Source organism: Arthrobacter sp. UYCu511, assembly GCF_040547105.1.
GTDB classification, from domain to species: Bacteria; Actinomycetota; Actinomycetes; order Actinomycetales; family Micrococcaceae; genus Specibacter; species Specibacter psychrochitiniphilus.
The window spans coordinates 583,260-602,217 of record NZ_JBEPPB010000001.1; the positions used below are offsets into that span (position 1 = coordinate 583,260).

The 18,958-nt window shown below is 59.9% G+C and carries 15 protein-coding genes; all 15 read right to left on the reverse strand.

All coding sequences use genetic code 11. From position 1 onward, the window contains the following. Positions 1-68: 68 nt before the first annotated feature. Positions 69-341, reverse strand: a complete 273-nt coding sequence (secG, locus tag ABIB48_RS02770; RefSeq protein ID WP_218868251.1) for a preprotein translocase subunit SecG — start codon at positions 339-341, stop codon at positions 69-71. A 256-nt stretch (positions 342-597) separates the two neighbouring features. Beyond that, on the reverse strand, positions 598-1,413 hold the full coding sequence (gene tpiA, locus ABIB48_RS02775; protein ID WP_315913768.1) for a triose-phosphate isomerase: 816 nt from the start codon (positions 1,411-1,413) through the stop codon (positions 598-600). Between the two features lie 67 nt (positions 1,414-1,480). Next, on the reverse strand, positions 1,481-2,719 hold the full coding sequence (locus tag ABIB48_RS02780; protein ID WP_354211842.1) for a phosphoglycerate kinase: 1,239 nt from the start codon (positions 2,717-2,719) through the stop codon (positions 1,481-1,483). An 8-nt stretch (positions 2,720-2,727) separates the two neighbouring features. Beyond that, a complete protein-coding gene (gene gap / locus ABIB48_RS02785) occupies positions 2,728-3,735 on the reverse strand; it encodes a type I glyceraldehyde-3-phosphate dehydrogenase (RefSeq protein ID WP_315913766.1) in 1,008 nt (335 codons plus the stop codon). Between the two features lie 239 nt (positions 3,736-3,974). Further along, positions 3,975-4,598 (reverse strand): superoxide dismutase, encoded by a 624-nt coding sequence (locus tag ABIB48_RS02790; RefSeq protein ID WP_110106951.1) that lies wholly within the window; start codon positions 4,596-4,598, stop codon positions 3,975-3,977. 108 nt (positions 4,599-4,706) lie between these two features. Continuing rightward, positions 4,707-5,687 (reverse strand): DNA-binding protein WhiA, encoded by a 981-nt coding sequence (whiA, locus tag ABIB48_RS02795; protein ID WP_110106952.1) that lies wholly within the window; start codon positions 5,685-5,687, stop codon positions 4,707-4,709. 23 nt (positions 5,688-5,710) lie between these two features. Continuing rightward, the gene (locus ABIB48_RS02800; RefSeq protein ID WP_110106953.1) at positions 5,711-6,709 is read right to left on the reverse strand and encodes a gluconeogenesis factor YvcK family protein; all 999 of its coding nucleotides are present in this window, start codon (positions 6,707-6,709) and stop codon (positions 5,711-5,713) included. Positions 6,710-6,711: 2 nt separating this feature from the next. Then, positions 6,712-7,635 carry an RNase adapter RapZ gene (rapZ, locus tag ABIB48_RS02805; RefSeq protein WP_110106954.1) on the reverse strand — a complete coding sequence of 308 codons (924 nt, stop codon included), beginning with the start codon at positions 7,633-7,635 and terminating at the stop codon, positions 6,712-6,714. A gap of 143 nt (positions 7,636-7,778) precedes the next feature. Next, entirely contained in the window at positions 7,779-9,845 is a 2,067-nt protein-coding gene (gene uvrC, locus ABIB48_RS02810) for an excinuclease ABC subunit UvrC (protein WP_354211846.1), read from the reverse strand. A gap of 239 nt (positions 9,846-10,084) precedes the next feature. After that, positions 10,085-10,753 (reverse strand): lysophospholipid acyltransferase family protein, encoded by a 669-nt coding sequence (locus ABIB48_RS02815; protein WP_110106956.1) that lies wholly within the window; start codon positions 10,751-10,753, stop codon positions 10,085-10,087. Continuing rightward, complete coding sequence (locus ABIB48_RS02820) at positions 10,740-11,555, reverse strand: HAD hydrolase-like protein (RefSeq protein ID WP_354211849.1); 816 nt, start codon at positions 11,553-11,555, stop codon at positions 10,740-10,742. Before ABIB48_RS02820 ends, ABIB48_RS02815 begins: the two co-directional genes overlap by 14 nt. An 80-nt stretch (positions 11,556-11,635) precedes the next feature. Further along, the gene (uvrA, locus tag ABIB48_RS02825; RefSeq protein WP_354211851.1) at positions 11,636-14,569 is read right to left on the reverse strand and encodes an excinuclease ABC subunit UvrA; all 2,934 of its coding nucleotides are present in this window, start codon (positions 14,567-14,569) and stop codon (positions 11,636-11,638) included. A 189-nt stretch (positions 14,570-14,758) separates the two neighbouring features. Beyond that, entirely contained in the window at positions 14,759-15,133 is a 375-nt protein-coding gene (locus ABIB48_RS02830) for a GntR family transcriptional regulator (RefSeq protein WP_354212031.1), read from the reverse strand. Between the two features lie 5 nt (positions 15,134-15,138). After that, a complete protein-coding gene (locus ABIB48_RS02835; protein WP_354211853.1) occupies positions 15,139-17,076 on the reverse strand; it encodes an ABC transporter ATP-binding protein in 1,938 nt (645 codons plus the stop codon). Further along, positions 17,073-18,824 carry an ABC transporter ATP-binding protein gene (locus tag ABIB48_RS02840; protein WP_110106960.1) on the reverse strand — a complete coding sequence of 584 codons (1,752 nt, stop codon included), beginning with the start codon at positions 18,822-18,824 and terminating at the stop codon, positions 17,073-17,075. The genes ABIB48_RS02835 and ABIB48_RS02840 overlap by 4 nt, the downstream gene beginning before the upstream one ends. Between the last annotated feature and the right edge of the window lie 134 nt (positions 18,825-18,958).

Consider the following 18,958-nt stretch of genomic DNA (forward strand, 5'->3'; position numbering starts at 1 on the left):
GGAAACAAAAGAGAAGGTCCCCACCAGCGTGATGCCGGTGGGGACCTTCTGCCTTTGATGCTGATCGGTTAGGCGCCGATGTTGCCGTAGGACATGATCAGGCCCAAGCCAATGATGACCACGCCCCATACAATGCCCAGGACCACCGTGAAGCGGTTCAGGTTGCGCTCGGCCACACCGGATGAGCCCAAGTTGGAACTCATGCCGCCGCCAAACATGTCAGAGAGACCGCCGCCACGGCCCTTGTGCAGCAAGATCAGCAGGGTCAACAGCAAGCTGGTGACACCCAAAAGGATCTGCAGGGCGATTTGTAGTGCTTCCACGAGTGGCCTTTCGAACATGATGATGGTGAAACTCAAGTATGTGTGCGGTACCAGCCCAAAGCGTGCAACAACGTGCAGCGGTGGCTGTGTCCGCAACCAAGTCTAGCCGTGTACACCCACTCAACGCGAATGGACACGACATATGACACTGGTTTGATGGGCCCACGCGACCGAGGGTCCCGCCGCGAGCTTGCGAGCGGACCAGGGTCGTGATGGGCCCATCACGACCGAGGGTCCCGCCGCGAGCTTGCGAGCGGGAGGGAGGTCGTGGGGACTATTTGGTTACGAGATGGTTTTCAAAGCGGGCAATGTTGGCAAACTCGCCGGCATCGAGGCTGGCACCGCCCACCAGGACACCGTCAACATCGCGCTCGGCCATGATGGCTCCCACGTTGTTGGCCTTGACCGAACCGCCATAGAGCAGGCGCGTCTTGGCAGCTGTTTCGGCACCGAACAACTCTGCCAGTTCGGCACGGATAGCAGCACACATTTCCTGTGCGTCCTCCGGTCCTGCAACCTCTCCTGTACCAATGGCCCAGACGGGCTCGTACGCAATCACAAGCTGTGCGGCCTGTTCTGCACTCAAACCTGCAACACCGCCGCGGATCTGCTCGAGTGTGTGGGCTACATGGGTGCCTGCCTTGCGGATTTCCAGACCTTCGCCGGCGCACAGCACGGGTGTCACGTTATTGCGAAACGCTGCCTGAACCTTCGCGTTGAGCAAGGCATCGCTCTCGCCATGAATTTCGCGGCGTTCGCTGTGGCCAACCAGCACATAGGCGCAACCGAGCTTGTTCAGGAAAGCACCAGAAATGTCACCGGTGTAGGCGCCTGAATCTTTATCGGAGAGATCCTGTCCGCCGTAGACCAGCTTGAGCTTGTCTCCCTGAACTAGGGTTTGCACGCCGCGCAGGTCGGTGAAGGGAGGGAAGACGGCAACTTCCACCCGGTCAAAATCATGGCGGGCGTCGGAGAGGGTCCAAGCCAGTTTTTGCAGGAGGGTGATGCCCTGGACATGGTCCATGTTCATCTTCCAGTTGCCTGCAATCAGCGGCGTCCGGTCAAAATTGCCGTTTGTTGAAGTAGTCATCGCTTCTCTCGTTTCTTGCGTTACAAAAGGGTGGTGGCGAGGAGTCCCCGCCACCACCCGGGTGGGCCTAGCGGTCCAGTGCAACCAAACCGGGGAGTTCCTTGCCTTCAAGGAACTCCAAGCTTGCGCCGCCACCGGTGGAGATGTGGCCAAACGCGTCATCAGCAAAGCCCAATGAACGCACGGCTGCAGCTGAATCACCGCCACCAACAACGTTGAAGCCGCCATTGCCGGTATTGCTGGCCAAGGCTGCGGCTACTGCTTTGGTTCCTGCGGCAAACGCAGGGAATTCAAAGACACCCATGGGGCCGTTCCAGAAGACTGTCTTGGCACCGGAAATAGAGGCGGCAAAGGCTGCCCCGGATTCCGGACCAATATCCAGGCCAAGCCCGCCTGCACCAAAGCTGCTGGCTTCGATGGCGTGGGCAGCAACCACCTCATGGGCGGCATCTGCGGAGAACCCGGCAGCCACCACAACATCGGTGGGCAAAACAAAGGACGTTCCCGCGGCTTGTGCACGGGCCAGGTAGTCCTGAACCACAGGGATCTGATCAAGTTCTAGCAACGAGGCGCCAACCTTGTGCCCTTGGGCGGCAAGGAAGGTGAACAGCATGCCGCCACCCACCAGGATGGAGTCAGCCTTGCCAATCAGGTTGTCAATGACTGCCAACTTATCGGAGACCTTGGATCCGCCCAGGACAACCACGTAGGGGCGCTCGGATTCGGTGGTCAGCTTGCGCAGAACCTCCAATTCCGTACGCACCAGATCGCCCTGGTAGGACGGGAGAACCTTGGCGATGTCGTAAACACTTGCATGCTTGCGGTGCACAGCACCGAAAGCGTCGTCTACATAGGCGCCATTAGTCCCCGTCAGCGCGGCGAGCTCGGCAGCGAAAGCCGCCCGTTCGCCGTCGTTCTTGGACGTCTCGCGCGCATCAAAGCGCACATTCTCCAGTACCAGTACCGAACCGTCAGCCAATGCGGCAGCAGCTGCCGTGGCGGCGGGGCCGGTGGTGTCGGCAGCGAGCGTGGCATTGAGTCCGGGAGCCAGTTCGCTCAGACGAGCCACTGCCGGCGCCAGTGAGTACTTGGCTTCCGGGGCGCCCTTGGGCCGGCCCAGATGGGCACAAACCAGGACGCGTGCACCGGCCGCAGCAAGGGCGTTAATAACGGGCAGGGAGGCTTTGATGCGTCCGTCATCTGTGACGTTAGAGCCGTCGAGCGGCACGTTCAGGTCACTTCTGACCAGTACGTACCGCCCGCGGACACCTTCATCGACGAGTTCGCTGAGGGTGTGGAGTGTCATTCGTATCCTTAGAGCTTGGAGGCGACGAGCTCGGTCAAGTCGACCAGGCGGTTGGAGTAGCCCCACTCGTTGTCGTACCAGGAAACAACCTTGACCTGGTTGCCGATGACCTTGGTCAAGCCCGAGTCGAAGATCGAGGAGGACGGGTCGCCAACAATGTCAGAGGACACGATGGGGTCTTCGGTGTAGGTCAGGTAGCCGGCAAGCTTACCCTCAGCAGCAGCAGCCTTGTAGGCGGCGTTGACTTCTTCAACGGTGACCTCGCGGCTCACAGTTGCGGTCAGGTCAGTTGCTGAGCCTGTGGGGACGGGTACGCGGATGGCGTAGCCATCGAGCTTGCCCTTGAGTTCGGGCAGAACCAGGCCAATAGCCTTGGCGGCACCGGTGGAGGTCGGGATCATGTTGATGGCAGCACCTCGGGCACGGCGGAGATCGCTGTGCGGGCCGTCCTGCAGGTTCTGATCGGCAGTGTAAGCGTGGATGGTGGTCATGAGACCGCGCTCCAGGCCAAAGTTGTCGTTCAAGACCTTGGCCAGCGGGCCCAGGCAGTTGGTGGTGCAGGATGCGTTGGAGATGATGTGGTGTGTTGCCGGATCGTACAGATCGTCGTTGACGCCCAAAACGATCGTGATGTCTTCATCGGATGCCGGAGCGGAGATGAGGACCTTCTTGGCGCCAGCATCAATGTGCTTCTGTGCGGCAGCGGCCTTGGTGAAGAAACCGGTGGATTCGATGACGATGTCAACGCCAAGCTCGCCCCAAGGAAGGTTGGCGGGATCGCGCTCAGCCAAAACGGTGATGGTCTTGCCATCAACAACGAGGTGGCCGTCAACAACCTCAACTGAAACGGACAGGCGGCCGTTCACGGAGTCGTACTTGAGCAGATGAGCCAAGGCTTCGGGGCTGGTCAAGTCATTTACTGCAACAATTTCAATGTCTGCACCCTGTGCCAATGCGGCGCGGAAGTAGTTACGGCCAATACGGCCGAACCCGTTGATACCAATACGAGTAGTCACTTGTTCTCTCTCCTTGGTGCTCCATTGAGCACACGTAGACAGGTTGAAGTTCAGCTTCAACCACTATTTCCCGCACGACGTTGGGCAGAGATTCTTATACTGGGCAGCTAGTGAAGCGTGCACCGTGATACATATTACGTTCTATGGGACCCGCTCCGTTAATCTTACGGAGCGGGCGTCCATATATTGGTCATTTTGGGGCCCTGCGGGCAGGCCACACATGACGGTTTTTGTACTGCCTACGGCAGGATCAGCCCTGTTGCGTTCTTGCGTGCAGCATCAAAGCGCTTGGCCACATCCGCCCAGTTCACAATGTTCCAGAATGCCTTGACATAGTCAGCCTTGACGTTGACATAGTCCAGGTAGAAGGCGTGCTCCCACATGTCCAGCATCAGCAACGGCGTGGTGGCTACGGGGATGTTGCCCTGCTGGTCGAAGAGCTGCTCGATGATCATGTTTCCACCGAGGCCTTCAAAGGACAGCAGCGCCCAGCCGGAGCCCTGGATGCCCATGGCTGCTGCGGTGAAGTGTGCGCGGAACGCGTCGAAGGAGCCAAAGGCGTCGTCGATCGCTGCGGCCAACTCGCCTTCGGGCTTGTCCCCGCCCTCGGGTGAGAGGTTGTTCCAGAAGATGGAGTGGTTGGTGTGACCACCGAGGTGGAAGGCCAGGTCCTTGGAGAACCTGTTGATGTTGGCGAAGTTGTTGCTTTCGCGTGCCTCTGCCAGCTGCTCCAGTGCCTGGTTGGCGCCCGCGACGTAAGCCGCGTGGTGCTTGCTGTGGTGCAGTTCCATGATGCGGGCGGAAATATTCGGCTCCAGAGCAGCGTAGTCATAGCTGAGTTCCGGAAGTGTGTACTTAGTCACTGTTCCTCCATTGCGATTCTTCATATTTTTTGCCAGCTGAAAGCACCGGCACGGTAAAGCGGCCCATACTGGACCGAACTTCACCTCTACTCTTTCATACTAGGACGTTCACCCGTCGAGCATGTCGAAAGTGACATTGGACTCAGTGCCGGGAACTCCTAAATCTTTGGCTTTTTTATCGGCCATGGCCAACAGCCGCCGGATTCGTCCCGCAATGGCGTCCTTGGTCAGCGGCGGATCAGCCAAGCGCCCTAGCTCATCGAGGCTGGCTTGTTTGTGGGCCACGCGCAGTTCCCCGGCATATTTGAGGTGATCAGGGACGTCCTCCCCCAAAATTTCCAAGGCCCGTTCCACCCTGGCACCGGCTGCAACAGCGGCCTGTGCTGAACGGCGCAGATTGGCGTCGTCAAAGTTGGCCAAACGGTTTGCTGTGGCACGCACTTCCTTACGCATGCGCCGTTCTTCCCAGACCAAAAAAGTGTCATGGGCGCCCATGCGCACCAGTAGTGCAGCGATGGTGTCGCCGTCCCGAATGACAACCCGGTCAATTCCCCGTACATCGCGGGCCTTCGCGGCAATGTCCAGGCGGCGGGCGGCGCCCACCAGGGCAAGGGCGGCTTCCGGTCCGGGGCAAGTGACCTCCAGGGACGAGGAGCGCCCCGGTTCCGTCAGAGAGCCATGGGCCAGGAACGCTCCCCGCCAAACAGCCTCAGCATCTGCTGTGGAGCCATTGACCACGGCAGATGGCAGCCCGCGGACGGGGCGTCCCCTTCCGTCGAGGAGACCACTTTGCCGGGCCAGAGCTTCACCGTCGCGCACCACCCGCACCACGTAGCGGCTTCCGCGGCGCAAGCCACCTCCTGAGATCACCACGATCTCACTTTGGTGACCATACATTTCTGCAATGGCAACGCGTAGCCGCCTGGCAGTTGCTGCCGTGTCCACCTCAGCTTCGATCACAATCTTGCCGGCGATGATGTGCAGGCCGCCGGCGAAGCGTAGCAGCGCAGAGACTTCCGCCTTGCGCACCGATGACTTTTTTACGTCAAGCCGGGACAATTCCTCTTTTACCGCAGCGGTTAGCGCCATGATTCATCCTCCACTGTTCACGTTCATTTCTGACCACCAAAGATATCCCGGTAGGCCGCTGCAAGCCGCAACGGGTCATGGACCGCATCGCCCGCTGAACTTCCCACCTTACCGAACACCACCCGTGCGCCAATCATTGCGGCTGCTTGCTTGAACTCTTCGGCGTCCCCAATAGAGCCTGGATCAGCCAGCACCACGTCAACACGAAATTCCGGAGCATACCGGGAAATGACGTGCAGGTGATCAGCCGCATTCATGCCGGTTGCCTCCTGATCGTTGACGTCCAGGTTCATGGTGATAAGCCGCTTGGCTTGAGTGGTGCACAGGGCCTGACGCATCTCCGGGAGGAGCAGGTGTGGCAGCACAGAGGTGTACCAGGATCCCGGCCCCAGAATCACCCAGTCTGCGTTGTGAATTGCGCTGACAGCCTCACGGCAGGCTGGGGCGTTCTCCGGTACGAGACGCACATTTTCCACTTCACCGGCTTTGGCGAGCAGTGACTGGCCGCTTATTAGAGCACCAGGGACACCATTGCCGCGCACCTCGCCTTCAATCGTGAGGGGAACACTGGCCATGGGCAGCACTTCACCCCGGGCCCCTAGCAGCGCCCCGGCCCAGCGCAGCCCTGCTACGGGGTCTCCGAGTAATTCCCAGAGTGTGACAATGAGCAGGTTCCCCAACGCATGGTTATCGAGGGATCCGCTGACGCCTTCACGGGAGGTAAAGCGATGTTGCATGACATCACGCCAGGTCCTCCCCCAGTCCGTGTCATCGCACAGGGCGGACAGTGCCATGCGCAGATCCCCTGGCGGCAAGACACCCAATTCTTCGCGCAGACGGCCGGAGGATCCGCCGTCGTCAGCAACAGTGACCACAGCGGTGACTTGACTCGTGACCAGGCGCAAGGCGGAGAGCGATGCTGCCAAGCCGTGCCCGCCACCCAGCGCAGCAACTTTGACCTCTGAATCTGAGGCAGGGAGCTTATTCGCGGAAGGGATGATCGGCAAAATGCCCGTGTACACGCTTACTCCCTGCCCAGATCACGATGGCGGATGCTGGTGGTGACGCGTGGGAGCTGGCTCAGACGTTTGGCGAGCTCAATTGCAACTGCCACTGAGCGGTGCTTGCCGCCGGTACAGCCCACAGCAATGGTGGCGTAGTGCTTGTTCTCACGGCGGTAGCCATCAAAGACGGGCTCGAGCATGTGCACAAACCGCTCCACGAAGTCTTCGGCACCGTTGTCGTTGAGCACAAAGTTGCTGACGGCTTCATCCTGCCCGGTCAGTGGCCGCAGCTGCGGTATCCAGTGCGGGTTGGGAATGAACCGGACATCGGCCACGTAGTTGGCGTCCACAGGGAGGCCATACTTGAAGCCGAAGCTCATGATGGTCAGGCTCAGAACCACGGGACCTGATTCCGAGAACAGCTCCGTGACGGCAGTGCCCAGCTGGTGCACATTCATGACGGAGGTGTCCAGGATCATTTCTGCCTGGTCCTTCATTTCGGCCAAGAGCAACCGTTCGGCCGCAATGCCGTCGGTGATGCGCCCGTCCTTTTGGAGCGGGTGCGGGCGCCGGCCTTGTTCGAATCGGCGCACCAGCGTGTCGTCACTGGCGTCTAGGAATAGGACCCGGTAGCTGATCCCTGCCGCGGAGAGCGCGTTCAGGGAATCCCGGATGTCGGCAAAGAGCGCCTTGCCGCGAACATCAACCACCACGGCGAGCTTGGGAAGTGCAGCAGGCATGCGTGAGACAAGCTCGGCCAGTGCTGCGAGCATCTGCGGTGGGAGGTTTTCAATGACAAACCAGCCTTGGTCTTCCAGCGCGTTGGCTGCTGTGCTGCGTCCGGCACCGGACATGCCGGTGACCACGAGAAGCTCGGATTCCACAGGCTTGATGGGGGTGAGCTCGCTGTCGTTGGCGGCAGTGGGTTCTTGCTGTTGGGTCATTGCTCTTCCCTGTCGGTTGTTGGCGTGCACGTAGTATCATCCCAGCCTACTGGCCGCGGGGCCCGCATTGAACGAAGCGAAATGTGGGAGGACAGTTGGCGCTACTGGCCGCGGGGCCCGCATTGAACGAAGTGAAATGTGGGCTAATCGAGAATTTCGCCCGTGGTCATGTTGACGGCCGGTGCCTGTGGTTGCTCTTTTTCTTGCGCGGCCACGGTGTTGTGAATGGCCTGAGCGAGCACGGGTCCAATCCCCTTGGCCTGCCCCAGTTCCTCTAACGAGGCAGCCCGCACCTTCTTCAAAGAGCCAAAGTGTGCCAGAAGGGTTTTCTGCTTGGCTGCACCCAGTCCCGGCACGGTGTCCAGGATTGATGCTGTCATGGCTTTGCCGCGTTTGGCGCGGTGGAAGGTGATGGCGAATCGGTGGGCCTCGTCGCGGATGCGTTGCAGCAGGTACAGGCCTTCGGAGGAGCGCGGGAGAATGACCGGGAAATCACTCTCGGGAACCCATACCTCTTCCAGCCGCTTGGCCAGGCCAACCACTGCAACATCCGTGATGCCCAGGTCTGCTAGGGCGCGCGAGGCCGCATTGACTTGGGGCACACCGCCGTCAACAACCACCAGGTTGGGCGGGTAGGCGAACTTGGATTTAGGCGTCTGGGCGGCCATCTCGTCTATGTCACCGCCTGGGTCAGCAACAACATCCAGAGCAAGCCCACCAGCGTGAACTAAAGCCCCCGCGCCACCATCATGGCGCCCTAGACCGGCCGCAATTTCACCGCTCGTCCCCACGGCTTGGGCGCGAAGTTCCTTTTCCGCCAGATAGTTGCGGAAACGCCGCGTGATGACGTCATACATTGAGGCGGTGTCGTCGATCGCGGCGTCACCGTTGATGGCGAATTTGCGGTATTCGCTCTTCTTGGCCAGACCATCTTCGACCACCACCATGGAGGCCACAACATTGGTGCCTTGGACGTGTGAGATGTCATAGCACTCGATCCGTAGCAACGGCATAGGCAGTTCAAGGGCTTCCTGCAGCTCTTGCAGCGCGAGTGACCGGGTGGTCAGGTCGCCGGCGCGGCGGGACTTGTGCAAGATCATGGCCTGGCGCGCATTCGCCTGCACGGTATCCATTAGGGCAGCCTTTTCGCCGCGTTGGGGGACTTTGATGGAGACCTTGCCTTGGCGCAGCCCAGCGAGCCACTGGGCCAACTCCTCATGGTTTGTGGGCAGCTCAGGCACCAGGATCTGGCGCGGGATGGCACCTTGTTCGGCATCTTCACCGCCATAAACTTGCTGCATGAGATGTTCCCAAAGCTGGGCATCAGTGGCGTCCTCAACTTTTTCAACCACCCAGCCGCGCTGTCCGCGGATGCGTCCACCACGGACATAGAAGACTTGGACCGCGGCTTCCAGCTCATCTTGTTCGACGGCGAAAATATCCGCGTTGGTGTCCTCGGTCAGCACCACAGCGTTGCGTTCAAAGACCTTTTTCAGGGCGATGATGTCATCGCGCAACCGGGCGGCTTGTTCATAGTCGAGCTCGGCCACGGCGGCAGCCATCTTCTTCTCCAACGTGCTGATGAAGCGTTTGGCTTCTCCGCCCATGAAGTCACAGAAGTCCTGTGCCAGATCCTTATGCTCTTCAACGCTGATGCGGCCAACGCAGGGGGCGGCGCACTTGTCGATGTAGCCGAGCAGGCAAGGACGGCCACTGCGCTCGGCACGGCGCAGCACCCCAACACTGCAGCTGCGTACAGGAAAGACGCGCAACAAGGTATCCATGGTTTCGCGGATGGCACCCGCCGTGTAGGGCCCGAAGTAGCGGGTTCCTTTGCGCCGTTCCCCACGCATCACCTGCACACGCGGGAACTTTTCACTCATAGAGACGGCTAGGTAGGGATAGGTTTTATCGTCCCGGAACGCCAGATTGTAGCGGGGGGCGAATTCCTTGATCCACGTGTATTCAAGCTGCAAGGCTTCCAACTCGCTGCCCACAATGGTCCATTGCACGCTCGCTGCGTGGTGGACCATGGCGTGGGTTTTGGGCAGCAGGGTGGCCGGATTGGCGAAGTAGGAGTTCAGGCGGGAGCGGAGGTTTTTCGCCTTGCCTACATAGATGATGCGCCCGTGTTCGTCACGGAAGCGGTAAACACCTGGATCCGTGGGGATTTCTCCGGGTGCGGGCCGGTAAGTTGCTGGATTTGCCACAAGTCCATCCTAGGCGCACGCGAGTACTGTGCGAGATACGTGCGAGCGGTGGGAGCAGGCTGGGTGGGCCCACAGACGCGAGGGCCCCACCACGAGCGCGCGAGCGGTGGGAGCAGGCTGGGTGGGCCCACAGACGCGAGGGCCCCACCACGAGCGTGCGAGCGGTGTCACCAGGCTGGGTGGGCCCACAGACGCGAGGGCCCCACCACGAGCGTGCGAGCGGTGGGAGCGTCTGGGGACTATTCGATGCTGGGGCTCTGGTTGTACTTGGGGCTGCGTTCTTGGCTAGTCAGTTCAGCAATGGCGTCCATGATGGTGTCGGTTACCAGGCGGCGCGCCGGAAGGGAATGGTCCGGCCCGGTCTTCTCAAAGTACAGCGGCTTGCCGAACCGCAGCGTGAACCGTGCGGGCCGGAAGCCTTTGCTGCCGGCGGGTTGCAGTTTTTCGGTGCCGATAATCCCTACGGGCACCACGGGGGCACCTGTGGTGAGAGCCAGCCAGCCCACACCGGTTCGGCCGCGGTACAAAATGCCGTCACGTGAGCGGGTGCCCTCGGGGTAGATGCCCACACCTTCATTGCGACCCAGGATTTCCAGAAGTGTTTTGAGCGCCTGCACGCTCGCAGCTTGTTCCCCGCGTTCCACAGGGATGGAATTCACTGACTCGAAGAAGGACTTCATGAGTTTGCCCTTGACGCCCTTGCCCGTGAAATATTCAGCCTTGGCGAAGAAGGATACGGGACGCGGGGTCAGTGCCTGCACAATGACCGAGTCGAAGAAGGAGAGGTGGTTGGGTGCCACAATGAAAGGCCCGTCCTTGGGCACATTGTCGAGGCCTTCAACCGTGGGGCGGCACAGGGTGGCGATAGTGCCGCGCGTCAGAAGACGGGTTGCGTCATACAGCGCCATGGCCGGCCTCCTTGGCTGCATTTGTGCCGGACAGTTGGGCGGCTAGTTCCTCTGCGGAATGTACGACGGCGGCAACTCCTGCCGCTTCCAGCTCGCCTTCAGCGGCAAACCCCCAAGCGACGCCAATGCAGTTAATGCCGTTACTGCTGGCACCGTGCACGTCCTGGTGCCTGTCCCCCACCATGATGGCGTCCACAACAGCGCCGGTATGCAAGTCAGCGCGGGTATTCAAGTCTGTGCCGGGGATGGCATCCAGCGCAGCAAAAGCGGCGCTGTCCGCCAGCGCTGCGGCAATGATTTCTGCCTTGCCCGCCCGGTAGTCGGGGTCTCCCGGCCTCAGGTTTTCGTCACTATGGGACCCGCGGATGATGTGAAAATATGTGTCGAGTCCGTGGAGGGCCAGCAGTTCCTTGGCCAGCGGCTCGGGTTTTTGCGTGGCTACGGCGAGGTAGACGCCAGCGTCTTTTAGTTGCACCAGAAGGTTCTCGATGCCCGCATACACCACGGACATGGCCATACCGTGTTCCATGTACCAACCGCGGTAGACGGCAATGACCTCGTCAACGTGCTCGTGAGGAACACCCAGAAAATTGATGAGCCCGTCAGCAAGTTTGGGCCCGATCATCGACTTGAGCACGTCGGGGCCAGGAACCGGCAACCCCTTTGCTGCCAGAGCATATTCCAAGCCGCCGGTGATGCCTCCTGCGGGGTCCACAAGGGTTCCGTCAAGGTCAAAGAGGACCACCGAGGGCAGGCGTTGACGTTGGATGACCGTATTTATGGCAGGGGTTACTGTACTCACGTCCATAGTTTCTCACGACCCCACCCCGCAGGGCCGCATCCATGCACCTGCGGGCATATCTTCAGGTGCGGGCGCCCGCCTTAGAGAACTTCGCGCAGGAAGGTTGCCGTGTAACTGGTCTCACTCTTGGCAACCTTTTCAGGGCTGCCCGTGGCCACCACCTTTCCCCCACCGGTGCCGCCGTCGGGGCCCAGATCCACAATCCAGTCAGCGCTTTTAATAACATCCAAGTTGTGTTCAATGACAATGACGGTGTTGCCCTTGTCCACCAGCCCCTGCAGCACGAGCAAGAGTTTGCGGATGTCCTCAAAGTGCAGGCCAGTGGTGGGCTCGTCCAGCACATAAATACTGCGCCCGTTGGAGCGCTTCTGCAACTCTGCCGCCAGCTTCACTCGCTGCGCTTCACCGCCAGAAAGCGTAGTGGAGGCCTGCCCCAGCCGCACATAACCCAGGCCGACGTCGACCAGGGTACGCAGGTGCCGGGCGATGGGCGTGAATGCGGCAAAGAACTCTGCACCCTCCTCGATGGGCATGTTCAGCACATCGGCAATGGACTTGCCCTTGTAGTGCACCTCGAGAGTTTCGCGGTTGTAGCGGGCGCCGTGGCACACTTCGCAAGGAACGTACACATCCGGCAGGAAGTTCATTTCAATCTTCAACGTGCCGTCACCCGTGCAGGCCTCGCAGCGCCCGCCTTTGACGTTGAAGGAGAACCGGCCGGGCTGGTAGCCGCGCATCTTGGATTCGTTGGTCTCAGCGAAAAGCTTGCGGATGTTATCAAATACGCCTGTGTAAGTGGCAGGGTTGGAGCGCGGCGTGCGCCCGATGGGGCTCTGGTCAACATGGACCACCTTATCGAGGTGTTCCAGGCCATCGATGCGCAGGTGCCGCCCGGCAACCTGCTTGGCGCCGTTGAGCTTGTTGGCCAGCACCTTGTACAGGATCTCGTTGACCAGCGTTGACTTGCCGGAGCCACTGACACCGGTGACAGCCGTCAGCACACCCAGCGGGAACTTCACATCAATGTTGAGCAGGTTGTTCTCCCGTGCACCCACCACGGCAAGTTCCCGGGATTTGTCATACTTGCGCCGCTTGGCGGGCAAGGCAATGGACTTGCGCCCAGACAGGTAGTCACCGGTCAGGGAGCGGGTGTTCGCGAGAAGATCGGGCAGGGACCCTGAATGCACCACTTCGCCACCGTGCTCACCGGCGCCGGGGCCAATGTCCACGATCCAGTCGGCTTCCTTGATGGTGTCCTCATCGTGTTCCACAACAATGAGCGTATTCCCGAGGTCGCGCAACCTGGTGAGCGTTTCAATGAGGCGGCGGTTATCGCGCTGGTGCAGTCCAATGGAGGGCTCATCCAAAACGTAGAGCACACCCACCAGTCCGGAGCCGATCTGGGTGGCTAGGCGGATGCGCTGGGCTTCGCCGCCGGAGAGGGTGGCTGAGGCGCGTTCCAGGTTCAGGTATTCCAAACCCACATCCAGCAGGAACTTCAGCCGGGCCTGGATTTCCTTCAGCACCTGGCTGGCGATCTGCGCTTCGCGACCAGTCAAGACCAGGTTGGAGAGGAAGTCAAAGCAGTCGCGCATGGACAGGGCGCAGACTTCGGCAATGTTCTTCTCGTTGATCAGCACAGAGAGGGAAGCCGGGTTAAGGCGCGCACCACCGCAGGCAGGGCACGGGATTTGGCGCATGTACTCTTCGTAGCGGTCACGGGCCGAATCCGATTCGGTCTCCATGTGTTTGCGCTGAATATACTGGACGGCACCTTCAAAGCCGGTGCTGTATTTGCGTTCGCGGCCAAAGCGGTTCTTGTACTGAACCACCACCTTGTGGTCCTTGCCGTACAGGATAGCTGTGCGTGAGGCGGTATCGAGCTTGTTCCACGGGGTCTCCATCTTGAAATCCAGCTCCGTGGCCAGACCTTCAAGGAGTCTGTTCCAGTATTCGGTGGTGGCAGTACCCAGCGACCACGGCGCAATGGCGCCTTCGCGCAAGGACAGGAACGGGTTGGGAACCACCAGTTCCTCGTCCACCTCCAGCTTGGTACCAATACCGCTACACGCGCTGCAGGCACCAAAGGGGTTGTTGAAGGAGAAGGATCGTGGTTCAATCTCGTCGATGGCCAGCGGGTGTTCGTTGGGGCAGGCCAGGTTCTCGGAGAAGGAACGGATCCGTCCGGCGTCGCCTTCCTCTAGATCCACAAGTTCCACCAAGACCCGGCCGTCAGCCAGCCCCAGCGCAGTTTCCACAGAGTCCGTGAGGCGCTGCTGGATGCCATCCTTAACCACCAGACGGTCCACTACCACCTCAATGGTGTGTTTGAAGGTCTTCTTCAGTTTGGGCGGCTCGCTGAGCTGAATTTGCTCACCGTCCACCTTGGCCCGGGAGTATCCTTTGGCGGTGAGCTCCCGGAACAACTCCACGAACTCGCCCTTGCGGTCCCGCACCACGGGGGCCAGAACCTGAAAGCGGGTGCCTTCTGCCATCTCAAGGAGTTGGTCAACAATCTGCTGCGGTGTCTGCTTCGCAATTGGTTCCCCACAGACGGGGCAGTGCGGGGTACCCACACGCGCCCAGAGCAGACGCATGTAGTCATAGATCTCGGTAATGGTGCCCACGGTGGACCGCGGGTTTTTCGAGGTGGACTTTTGGTCAATGGACACGGCCGGGGAAAGGCCTTCAATGAAGTCAACATCGGGCTTGTCCACCTGCCCCAGGAACTGCCGGGCATAGGCTGAAAGTGACTCAACGTAGCGGCGCTGACCTTCAGCAAAAATGGTGTCGAAAGCCAGTGAGGATTTACCCGAACCGGAAAGGCCCGTGAAGACGATCATGGCGTCGCGGGGCAGATCCACGTCAATGTTGCGCAGGTTGTTCTCCCTGGCGCCTTTCACGATCAGGCGCGAGAGATCCGGCCGCTTGGGCGCAGCTACCTTAGCTGGGCCGCCAGGGGCTTCAGTACTTACAGGGGTTACTGGGGTTTCTGGGGTTACAGACTGGGCCATTGTTTCCTTCACATCACTGGCTGCCACACCGTCAGCGGCCGCCTCTCACGCTTGGCCGTCCGCAGTGCGCTCACAACAGGGCCGCGAGTCCGGCGCACGTTGCTTTCACTCATTAGTATAATCGAAAGTTCGTTCGAACGCGCGCCCGGGTCTGGCCCGGTTTCCGCCCGCTTCTAGAGTTTTGGTGGGCTAGCTGCGCTCCAGGGCAGCCGTGAGAATACGCAGCGCCTTGGCTTGAGAGACGCCCAGCTCACGCACGACGGCGGCGAAGGCCTCCGCGGCTTCCGCCACCTGGGCGGCAATCTTGTCCCCGCCGGAGGCGATGGCTGTGCCACTGCGTCCAGCTGTGAGAACAATGCCGGCCTGCTCAAGTTCGCGGTAGGCACGGGCCACGGTGTTCGCTGCTACACCCAGATCTGTTGCCAGTGCCCGCACCGAGGGGAGCTTGGTCCCGACCGCGAGGTCACCCGAGGACGCCAGGTCCAGAATCCGGAGCCGAACCTGTTCAAAGGGCGGCACCGTCGATTCCGTATCCAGGCGCCACCGGTGCATCAAAATATCCATGGAATTCACGTCTGACTCACCTCTTCGACCAACGGTTCACCAAATTGGCTCATGTATAGATCGTAGTAGAATCCTTGGCCCGCCAAAAGCTGTTCATGGCTGCCTTGTTCAATGATTTCTCCGTGGTTCATGACCAAGATTAGATCCGCGTCGCGAATCGTGGAGAGCCGGTGGGCAATGACAAAACTCGTCCGGTTGGCGCGAAGCCTGTTCATGGCTTGGCGGATCATGACCTCGGTGCGGGTATCAACCGAGCTCGTGGCCTCGTCCAGAATCAAAATTCCCGGATTGGCGATCCAGGCACGGGCTATGGTCATGAGCTGGCGTTGACCCTGACTGAGCCCACCGCCGTCGTCGGTCAACACCGTGTCATAGCCATCGGGCAAAGATCGCACAAAATGGTCAACATGGGTGGCCTCGGCAGCTTCCTGGATCTCTGCGTCAGTGGCGTCGAGCTTGCCGTAGGCCAGGTTGTCCCTGATGGTTCCGCCAAACAGCCACGCGTCTTGCAAGACCATGCCGAATTGGCTGCGCAGGTCATCGCGCGTCAGGTGGGCGGTGTTGACCCCGTCCACGGTGATAGCGCCTGAATCAATTTCATAGAAACGCATGAGCAGGTTCACCAGCGTGGTTTTTCCAGCACCTGTGGGACCCACTATTGCCACAGTCTCGCCCGGCTCAGCCACCAGGGAAAGATCCTTAATCAAGGGCTCCTGCGGGTTGTAGGCGAAGTTGACATGCTCGAAGACGACGCGGCCGGCTGCGTTGCCGAGCTTGGCGGCCGGGCTGTGGTCCGGGCGTTGCTCCTTCGCATCCAGCAGCTCAAAGACGCGTTCGGCAGAGGCCACCCCGGATTGTAGGAGGTTGATCATGCTGGCAAGTTGGGCCATGGGCTGACTGAACTGGCGTGAGTACTGGATGAATGCCTGAACACTGCCAATGGTCAGCGTTCCCTGAGCAACCTGAATACCGCCAAGCACGGCCACCACCACATAGTTCAGGTTGGCCACAAAGTTGGTGCTGGGCATGATGATGCCGGAAATGAACTGCGCCTTGGCGCTGGATTCGTAGAGGTAGTCATTAGTTACCCGGAACTTTTCAATTGCCGCTTCCTGCTGGCCGAAGGCCTTGACAATCTCGTGGCCGGTAAACATCTCCTCAACGTGGCCGTTCAAATCGCCCGTACTTTTCCACTGTGCGGCGAACTGTACCTGCGAGCGCTTGGCGATCAAGACGGTCAGGAAAGCGATGATGGGCACCGTCAGTAAGGAGATGCCGGCCAGGATCGGGGAGATGGAGAACATCATGCCCAGTACCCCAAAGACCGTCAGTACGGCTATGAGGATCTGGGTCAGCGTCTGGTTGAGGGTTTGGGCGAAGTTGTCAATGTCATTGGTGACGCGGGAGAGCACGTCTCCTCGGGATTCTTGTTGGAAGTGTGACATGGGGAGGCGGTCCAGCTTGTCCTCGATGTCTCGCCGGAGCCGGTACATGGCTCGTTGGACTATGCCCGTGGTCATGTACCCCTGGGACCAGTTGAAGAAGAACGCCGCTACGTAGAGGGAGAGGACAACCATGAGTATGGCGCCGAGTGCGGCTAGGTCCATGCCTTGTCCGGGGACAACGTTCATGGCGCTGAGCATGTCTGCTAGTTGCCCTTGTCCGCTGGCCCGTAGTTGCTCCACAGCTTGGGCCTTGGTGGTGCCGGCGGGAAATTGTTGGAGCATCTTGCCCACAACGCCGTCAAAGATGATGTCTGTTGCGTTGCCGAGGATCTTCGGCGCCACCACTGAGAGGGCGACGGAGATGGCGGCCATGAACACAACAAAGACAATCCGCATCTTATCTGGTGCCATGAGGCCCAGAATTCTTTTCAGGCTGGGCCCGAAGGACAGTGCTTTTTGTGGAGGGCCGCCACCGCGGCCGCCTCGCATCATGCTCATGCCGGGGTCTCCTGTTCTTGTGCGTCCTCAGCGTTGATCTGGGAGGTGACGATCTCTTGGTAGGTGGGGCAGGAGAGCAGGAGTTCTTCGTGAGTACCCTGCCCCACCAGCTTTCCTTCATCGAGCACCAGGATGTTATCCGCGTCCTTGACGGTGCCCACCCGTTGGGCAACCACTAAGACGGCGGCATCCCGGGTGACAGGCTTGAGAGCCATACGCAGTTTCGCGTCAGTGACATAGTCCAGAGCAGAAAAGCTATCGTCAAATAAGTAGACGGCGGGTTGGGCCGCTATGGCACGTGCAATGCACAGGCGTTGGCGCTGTCCACCGGAGACGTTGGAGCCGCCTTGTTCAATGGGAGCTTCGAGCCCTTCTGGCAAATTGCGCACAAAGTCGGCAGCTTGCGCCGTTTCCAGCGCCTGCCACAGTTGCTCATCCGTTGCCTGTGGGTTTCCCATGCGAATGTTACTTGCCACTGTGCCGCTGAAAAGATAAGCCCTTTGCGGCACCAAGCCAATGGAGCTGCGTAGTGTGGCAAGGCTCAGTGCCTTGACGTCATACCCGCCAAGTTCTATGGACCCTTGGGTGGTATCAAGCAATCTGGGGATGAGGTTCACCAGTGTGGACTTTCCGCTACCAGTGGAGCCGATGATGGCCGTGGTGGTTCCTGGCCCTGCGTTGAAACTGACGCCAGAGAGGACAGGGCTCTGAGCCCCGGGATAACTGAAGGTAGCATCGTGGACCCGCAACACGCCGTCGAGCCGGTCAAGGGAGATGGCATTGGGCGCATCCATGACGGTGGGCTCGGTGGTCAGGACCTCGGTGATGCGTTCTGCACTGACGGCCGCCCGCGGGATCATCATGAACATGAACATGGCCATCATGACAGCCATAAGGATTTGCATGATGTAGCTCAAGAACGCTGTGAGCGCCCCAATCTGCATCTGGCCGGCATCAATGCGTTGTCCACCAAACCACAAAACGCCCACACTGGTGATGTTCACAACAAAGAAGATGGTGGGGAACATCAAGGCCATGAGCCGTCCGGCCCGCAGTTGGGACGTGGTCAGGGCGCCATTGGCGGTGGCGAAGCGTTGGGCCTCATAGTCGCGCCGGCCAAAGGCGCGGATGACACTAATGCCGGTGATTTGCTCCCGCAGCACACCGTTAATGTCATCCAATTGGCGCTGCACTTTACGGAAAGTGGGGACCAGCACCCGGACAATCAAGGAGATTGCAATAATCAGCACGGGCAAGATCACCAGCAGCAATCCGGAGAGCGGCACATCCTGCGCCATGGCAAGAACAATCCCACCGATGCACATGATGGGGGCCGTGACCATCAAGGTGAAGGACATCAGGGTCAGCATCTGCACTTGCTGGACGTCGTTGGTGGTGCGGGTAATGAGGGAGGGCGCCCCAATGGTGCCCATCTCCTGCGAGGAAAATGACTCCACCTTATTGAACAGATCCCGCCGGATTTGCCGGCCCACCCCCATGGCGAGCCTGGCGCTCAGGAACGTTGCCGCAATGGCACACACCACCTGCCCGGCCGTAATCAGCAGCATCCACAGGCCCAGGTTCATGATGACGTCAATCTGGCCCTTGACCACGCCGTCATCAATGATGTCCGCATTGAGCGTTGGAAGGTACAGCGAAGCGAGAGTGGAGAGGAATTGCAGCACCACAATGGCTATCAAGGGACCCTTGTGGGGCGCCAGATTGCGGGCTATGAGTTGAAACAGCACAAATCCTCCTGTGGTTCCGTTCGGTCACGTTAGTTCACACTGCTCATAATTTACTCCCCTCGCCGTGTCATTGCCTGTGAGAGCATCGCGCATCTTGCAGGTGTGGCGATTCCGCTCATCGCAACGCCCATTGC